Annotated in this window: 3 protein-coding genes; all 3 read left to right on the forward strand. The window is 67.9% G+C overall.

Annotated features, from left to right (window positions below; all coding sequences use genetic code 11):
* Positions 1-266: 266 nt before the first annotated feature.
* The 3 genes from dnaE (at position 267) to AB0F91_RS22835 (ending at position 7,009) form a co-directional block, all read left to right on the forward strand.
* Positions 267-3,854 carry a DNA polymerase III subunit alpha gene (dnaE, locus tag AB0F91_RS22825; protein WP_360600187.1) on the forward strand — a complete coding sequence of 1,196 codons (3,588 nt, stop codon included), beginning with the start codon at positions 267-269 and terminating at the stop codon, positions 3,852-3,854.
* Entirely contained in the window at positions 3,854-5,329 is a 1,476-nt protein-coding gene (locus AB0F91_RS22830) for an MFS transporter (RefSeq protein ID WP_360600189.1), read from the forward strand. The genes dnaE and AB0F91_RS22830 overlap by 1 nt, the downstream gene beginning before the upstream one ends.
* Positions 5,330-5,812: 483 nt before the next feature.
* The gene (locus AB0F91_RS22835; RefSeq protein ID WP_360600191.1) at positions 5,813-7,009 is read left to right on the forward strand and encodes a low temperature requirement protein A; all 1,197 of its coding nucleotides are present in this window, start codon (positions 5,813-5,815) and stop codon (positions 7,007-7,009) included.
* The last annotated feature ends 423 nt before the right edge of the window (positions 7,010-7,432 follow it).

A 7,432-nucleotide genomic window follows, 5' to 3' on the forward strand; every position in this document is an offset into this window, starting at 1 on the left:
CGCAACCGGAGGGGCGGAATCACCGGAATCCTGTGGGCCGGTTCACTCACACGGGTTCGGTCGGTGGGGCGTGCGAAGGTGGCGCCGTGGCGTCACGCGCGAAGGTTTCGTCGGGCCCCGGGCGGCATGTCGGCGGGCGCGGCGGGCGGGTGAGGAGAGAGGATCCCTACCGAGCCGCGCAGCGCGAGCGCGGACTAGGGTGGAGAACCCCGGGCCGCGCCGCAGCAACAACCGGGAAGCCGTCTGCCTAGGGGAGGTTTTCGCTGGTGTCGAACGATTCCTTCGTCCACCTGCACGTCCACACCGAGTACTCGATGCTCGACGGTGCGGCGAAGATCGGACCCCTCTTCGCCGAGGCGGCGCGGCTGGGCATGCCCGCGGTGGGCATGACCGACCACGGCAACATGTACGGCGGCGACGAGTTCTACCAGACCTCCAAGAAGCACGGCCTGAAGCCCATCATCGGCATCGAGGCCTACATCGCGCCGGAGAGCCGCTTCCACAAGAAGCCGGTGTTCTGGGGCCAGGCCAGCCAGCGCGGCTCCGACGAGTTCGGTGAGGGCGGCGACGTCTCCGGTGGCGGTGCGTACACGCACATGACGATGCTGGCGGAGAACGCCACCGGGCTGCGGAACCTGTTCAAGCTCTCGTCGATCGCCTCGATCCAGGGCTACTACCGCAAGCCGCGCATGGACCGCGAGCTGATCGCGGAGAACCACGAAGGCATCATCGCCACCACCGGGTGCCCGTCGGGCGAGGTGCAGACCCGCCTGCGGCTGGGTCAGCGCGAGGCCGCGATTCAGGCCGCGTCGGACTACAAAGACATCTTCGGCGCCGACAACTTCTACCTCGAGCTGATGGACCACGGCCTACCGATCGAGCGGTCCGTGCGCGAGGGCCTGCTTGAGATCGGCAAGCTGCTCGACCTCAAGCCGCTCGCGACCAACGACTCGCACTACGTCACCAAGGACCAGGCGGACACGCACTCGGCGCTGCTGTGCGTGCAGGCGGGCAAGACGCTCAACGACCCGACCCGGTTCAAGTTCGACGGCGACGGCTACTTCCTCAAGTCGGCCGAGGAGATGCGGCAGTACTGGGACAAGGAGGTCCCGGGCGCGGCCGACAGCACGCTGCTGATCGCCGAGCGTGTGCAGTCGTACGAGGACGTCTACTCGCACAAGGACCGCATGCCGGTCTTCGACGTGCCTGAGGGGCACACCGAGGCGACGTGGCTGCGCCACCAGGTGGCCGAGGGCCTCAAGTGGCGCTTCCCCGAGGGCGTGCCCGACGGCTACGAGGAGCGCTGCGACTACGAGCTCGGCGTCATCGAGCAGAAGGGCTTCCCCGCCTACTTCCTCATCGTCGCCGACCTCATCCAGCACGCCCGCGAGGTCGGCATCCTGGTCGGCCCCGGCCGTGGTTCCGCCGCCGGCGCGCTCGTCGCCTACGCGCTGGGCATCACGAACCTCGACCCGATCCCGCAGAAGCTGCTGTTCGAGCGATTCCTCAACCCCGAGCGCATGTCGATGCCCGACATCGACATCGACTTCGACGACCGCCGCCGCGGCGAGATGATCCGCTACGCCACGGAGAAGTACGGCGCCGACCGCGTCGCCCAGGTGATCACGTTCGGCACCATCAAGACCAAAGCTGCGATCAAGGACTCGGCCCGCGTGCACTTCGGGCAGCCGGGCTACTCCATCGCCGACAAGATCTCGAAGGCGCTGCCGCCGCCGATCATGGCCAAGGACATCCCGCTGTCCGGCATCGTCGACTCGAAGCACGAACGCTACGCCGAAGCGGCGGAGGTCCGCGCCCTCGTCGAGACCGACGAGGAGTGCAAGACGATCTTCGACACCGCGCGCGGCCTCGAAGGCCTGATCCGCAACGCCGGCGTCCACGCCTGCGCGGTGATCATGTCGAGCGAGCCGCTGACCGACGCGATCCCAGTGTGGCAGCGCGACGACGGCTCGATCATCACCGGCTGGGACTACCCGTCGTGCGAGAACATCGGCCTGCTCAAGATGGACTTCCTGGGCCTGCGCAACCTCACGGTGATCGGCGACGCGCTGGCCAACATCAAGGCCAACCGCGGCGAGGAGATCGACCTCGACCGCCTCGGCTTCGACGACCCCGAGGCCTACAAGCTCTTGGGCCGCGGTGACACGCTCGGCGTGTTCCAGCTCGACGGTGGCGCGATGCGCGACCTGCTGCGCCGCATGCTGCCGACCGGCTTCGAGGACATCGTCGCGGTGCTCGCGCTGTACCGCCCCGGCCCGATGGGCATGAACGCGCACAACGACTACGCCGACCGCAAGAACAACCGGCAGAAGGTCACGCCGATCCACCCGCAGCTCGAAGAGCCGCTGCGCGAGATCCTGTCCGAGACGTACGGCCTGATCGTGTACCAAGAGCAGATCATGCAGATCGCGCAGAAGGTCGCCGGTTACACGATGGGCCGAGCGGACACGCTGCGCCGAGCCATGGGCAAGAAGAAGAAGGAAGTCCTCGAGAAGGAGTACGAGGGCTTCGAGGAGGGCATGAAGGCCAGCCCTCTGCTGCCCGGCGGCTTCTCGCCCGAAGCGGTCAAGGCGCTGTGGGACACGATCCTCCCGTTCGCCGGCTACGCGTTCAACAAGAGCCACGCGGCCGCGTACGGCCTGATCGCGTACTGGACGGCCTACCTCAAGGCGAACTACACGCCGGAGTACATGGCCGCGCTGCTCACGTCCGTGGGTGACAACAAGGACAAGTCGGCCATCTACCTGTCCGAGTGCCGTCGCCTCGGCATCAAGGTGCTGCCGCCGGACGTCAACGAGTCGGCCCTGCGGTTCGCGGCCGTCGGGAACGACATCCGCTTCGGGCTGGGTGCCGTCCGCAACGTGGGCGCCAACGTGGTGGAGTCGATCATCAAGACCCGCGAGGAGAAGGGCAAGTACTCCTCGTTCACCGACTTCCTCGACAAGTCGGAGCTGGTGGCCTGCAACAAGCGGGTCATCGAGTCGCTGATCAAGGCCGGTGGGTTCGACACGATGGGCCACACCCGCCTGTCGATGATCCAGGTGCACGAGGACGCGGTGGAAGCCGTCGTGCCGCTCAAGCGCCAGGAGGCCATGGGCCAGTTCGACCTGTTCGGCTCCTTCGGCGGGGACGACGACTCGGCCGAGGCCACGCCGTCCTCGTCGCCGCTCGCGCACCTGAAGTTCGGCGAGGAGGAGTACCCGCGCAAGCAGCTGCTCGCCTACGAACGGGAGATGCTCGGCCTGTACGTGTCCGCGCACCCGCTCGACGGTGCTGAGCGCATCCTGCGCAAGCACGCGCCCAAGCCGATCGCGGGCCTGCTCGCCGACCCGCCGAAGGAGGGTGAGGTCGTGATCTCGGGCCTGCTCACCTCGCTGGAGCGGCGGGTGAACAAAAAGGGCGAGCCCTGGGCGATCTGCACGGTCGAGGACATGGACGCCGCCATCGAGGTGCTGTTCTTCGCCAAGGCGTACTCGATGTTCGCCGCGGACCTCGTCGAGGACAACGCGGTGCTGGTCAAGGGCCGGGTCAACTGGCGCGAGGACAAGATGTCGGTGTTCGGCGGCGGACTCGTGCCGCTGGACCTGTCCGAGATCGGAAACGGCGACGAGGAACCACCGCTGATGCTGCTGGCCGCCGCCGAGAAGATCGACCAGTCGGTGGTGAGCGAGCTCAAGTCGACGCTGCTGGCGCACAAGGGCGAGACCCCCGTGCACCTGAAGCTCGTCGGCAAGAACCAGACCGTGTTCGCGCTTTACGATTACCCCGTGAAGGTCAGCTCGATGCTCATCGGTGAGCTGAAGGGCATCCCCGGGATCACCGCCAACACCTGATGACGGAGTACGTTCCGGACCCGCTCCGGTGGCGTGCCCTCGCTGTCACGCTGACGGCCGGGTTCATGACCCTGCTCGACGTCAGCATCGTCAACACGGCCTTGCCTGCGATGCAGCGGGGCCTGAACACCGGCAGCGGCACGATCCAGTGGGTCGTGTCCGGCTACGCGCTCACGTTCGGCCTGGTGCTCGTCACGGGCGGGCGGCTCGGCGACGCGCTCGGCCGGCGGCGGATGTTCCTCATCGCGCTGGCTGCGTTCGTCGCCACGAGCGCGCTGGCCGGCGCGGCGCAGGACCCGACCACGCTGGTGCTCGCGCGGCTCGCGCAGGGCTGCGCCGCGGGTTTCCTGACTCCGCAGAACACCGGCCTGATCCAGGACCTGTTCCGCGGGGCCGAACGCGCCCGCGCGTTCGGCATGTTCGGCGCGGTGGTCGGGATCTCCACGGCCATCGGGCCGGTGCTCGGGGGTGTGATCCTGGTCGTGTTCGGCGATCCGGGCGGCTGGCGGTGGGTGTTCTACGTGAACGTGCCCGTCGGCGCGCTGGCGTTCGGGCTCGCGCTGCGGCTCCTGCCGAAGATCGAGGGGCGCGGGGTCCGGCTGCGGTCCGACCTCGACGTCGCCGGCATTCTGTTGCTGGCGATCGCGGTGCTGGGTGTGCTGCTGCCGCTCGTCGAATCGCAGCAGGGCGGCCTGCGGAGCCTGTGGTGGCTCTTCCCGATCGCGGCGGTGTGCTTCGCCGGGTTCGTGCGGTGGGAGCGCCGGGTGGTGGCGCGCGGCCGGGCGCCGTTGCTCGATATCCGGCTTTTCACGGGTACGCCGGGGTACGCGCCCGGCGTCGCGGTGGGGGCGCTGTACTTCTGCGGGTTCGCCGGCGTCTGGCTGGTCTTCGCGCTGTTCTTCCAGCAGGGTCTCGGGTACACGCCGTTGCAGTCCGGGCTGTCGGTCACGCCGTTCGCGATCGGCTCGGCCGTGTCGGCCGCGGTCGCGGGGCGGCTGGTGCCCCGGTTCGGGAGGCGACTGTCCGTCACGGGCCTGAGCCTCGTGGTCTTCGCGCTGCTGGTCGTCGCGGCGGTGGTGGAGTTAGTGCCGCCGTCGGCCGCGGGCTGGGCGGTCGCGCTGCCGTTGCTGCTCGGCGGAATCGGTGGCGGCATGGTGATTTCGCCGAACACCACGCTGACGCTGGAGTGCGTGCCCACGAACATGGCGGGCGCCGCCGGTGGTGCGTTGCAGACGGGGCAGCGCATCGGCACGGCGATCGGTACGGCGGTGCTGGCTTCGGTGTTCGAATCGGCGGTGGTGGCGTCGGACCGGAACTACCCCCGCTCGCTCACCATCGCGATGTGCTGCTCGGCGGCGCTGACGTGCGTCGCGCTGCTGTTGGCGATCCTGGAGCTGCGCGCGCGACGTGCCCGGGCGGCTCGCACTGAGGCGCACGAGGCGGCCGAGCGCGCAGCGGGTGTTCACCGACTGTGAGATGATCATTCTCACTCAGCAGGTTCAGTGAACTATTTTCAACAATTCGAGGCTGCTCCATCCGAGTGACACGCTACGTTTGACCCTGGTGCTACTCAGAGCGACCAGGTAGACCTTATGGAGCCTTCAGCACGACACTTTGGCTACCTACAGTGGCATTTCGATCGATCGACCGGGGATGGGTCGATCGGCCGAGCGGCTGAGAGTTCCGGAGTTCCATGGAATGGACACTCTTGGTCACCTCCCAGGCAACGGATCGTCGGCGTCCGCGGGGGACCGTACGGCGACCGCCGGGAGCAGTGCCCGGGGTGGCGAGGGAGTGCGGCGAAGGCGCTCGGGCGGGCCCGGCAGAGGGGGAACCGGGCCCGCCCTTTCTCACTTCGGATTTCTCCGCATTCACCCTTCGGTGGAGGGTCGTGCTCGCCTGAGTGCTTTGGCCGTGTTGGGATGACGGCGTTCGTCGGGTGAGTGCGGGGAGCGTCGATGTCCCAGGGGATTTTTCCGGTCCAGCGGATCCGGGTGTGGTACCGGCCGATGCGGTCGCGCGACAGCGGTGAGAACCACCGCGTGTCCACCCCGCTGGAACTGCTCTTCGACCTGTGTTTCGTCGTCGCGGTCGGCGCCGCGAGCGCGGACCTGCACCACGAGCTGGTCGAAGGCCACATCGGCCACGGGATACTGAGCTACGCGATGGTGTTCTTCGCGATCTGGTGGGGCTGGCTGAACTTCAGCTGGTTCGCCTCCGCGTTCGACACCGACGACGTGCCCTACCGGCTGGCCACCCTCGTCCAGATCGCCGGCGGCCTTACCGTCGCGGCCGGCGTGGACCGCGCGTTCAACGGCGACTTCCGCGTGGTGATGGTCGGCTACGTGCTGATGCGACTCGCGATGGTGACGCAGTGGCTGCGCGCCGCGAAATCGGATCCGGAATGCCGCACGACGGCGCTCTGGTACGCGGGCGGGATCACCGTCGTGCAGGCGTTGTGGGTCGCCGACGCGTTGATCGGCTTTCCCCAGGCCACGGCGGCGATCCTGTTCGCGGTGCTGGTGGTCTGCGAGCTCGCGGTGCCGAGCATCGCCGAGTCACGGGGCGGCACGTCGTGGCACCCGCACCACATCGCCGAGCGCTACGGGCTCTTCACACTGATCGTGCTCGGCGAGGTGGTGCTGAGCGCCACCACCGCCGTCAAGGAGGGCGTGTCCGAGGGTGAGCACATCGGCACGCTCATCGGGCTCGCCGCGGCGGGGCTCGTGCTGGTGTTCTCGATGTGGTGGCTGTACTTCGACCAGCCGGGGCACCTGCGGCTCGTGCGCCACCCGTCGCTGCTCAGCACGTCGAGCTGGGGGTACGGGCACTATCTGATCTTCGCTTCGGCCGCTGCGGTCGGGACGGGGCTCGAGCTGGCAGTGGATTTCGACACGCACCACAGCGCGATCAGCGGCCTGGCCACGGCGCTCGTGGTGACGGTGCCGGTCGCGGTGTTCGTGCTGAGCGTGTGGCTGCTGCACATCGGGCCGACGAACGAGTGCCGGGAGATCGCGATCGGGTACCCGGTCACGGCGGTGCTCGTGCTGGCGGCTTCGTTCGGGCCGGCGCCCATCCACGTCGCGGCGGTGCTCGCGGCCGCGTTGGTGGCGTTGACGGCGTTCGCGACCCACGGGCGGCTGCGGTCGGCTTGAGCGGCCCGGTGGGCCTGCTGCGGCCCGCGCGGGCTTGAGCGGCACATCGAGGCAGGTCAGGGGGCCGGCGCGCGAAAAGGGGACCCCCCTGTTCGGGCCGGTTTTCGGCCATGTAAAGTTCTCCAAGTCGCCAGGGAAACCGAGCGGCCGCCGGGAACACGAACCAAGCTCCCACCTCTGGTGGTAGAGTGGGTGGTCCCAAACCTCCGGAGCTGAACCAGCCCCCCGCGAAGCGCGAGCTTCGACAGGGTGTACTGTAGGTCTCCGGAACAAAAAAGCTTGAAACAACGCGGTGGTCTGGTTCGCCTGCTGGGTGGGCTGGGTTGCGGTGTGTTGCTTGAGAACTCAACAGTGTGCTAGTGAACTAAGCCAGTAGAGCTTATATGAAACCCCCTCGTCGGGGTTTCCTTTGAGAAAACTAGA

The organism is Amycolatopsis sp. NPDC023774 (assembly GCF_040639695.1).
Taxonomy (GTDB): Bacteria; Actinomycetota; Actinomycetes; order Mycobacteriales; family Pseudonocardiaceae; genus Amycolatopsis.

Bases quoted from the DNA above. Each gene is read 5' to 3' on its own strand.
- AB0F91_RS22830 (WP_360600189.1), top strand. From the start codon at position 3,854: ATGACGGAGTACGTTCCGGACCCGCTCCGGTGGCGTGCCCTCGCTGTC.
- AB0F91_RS22835 (WP_360600191.1), top strand. From the start codon at position 5,813: ATGTCCCAGGGGATTTTTCCGGTCCAGCGGATCCGGGTGTGGTACCGG.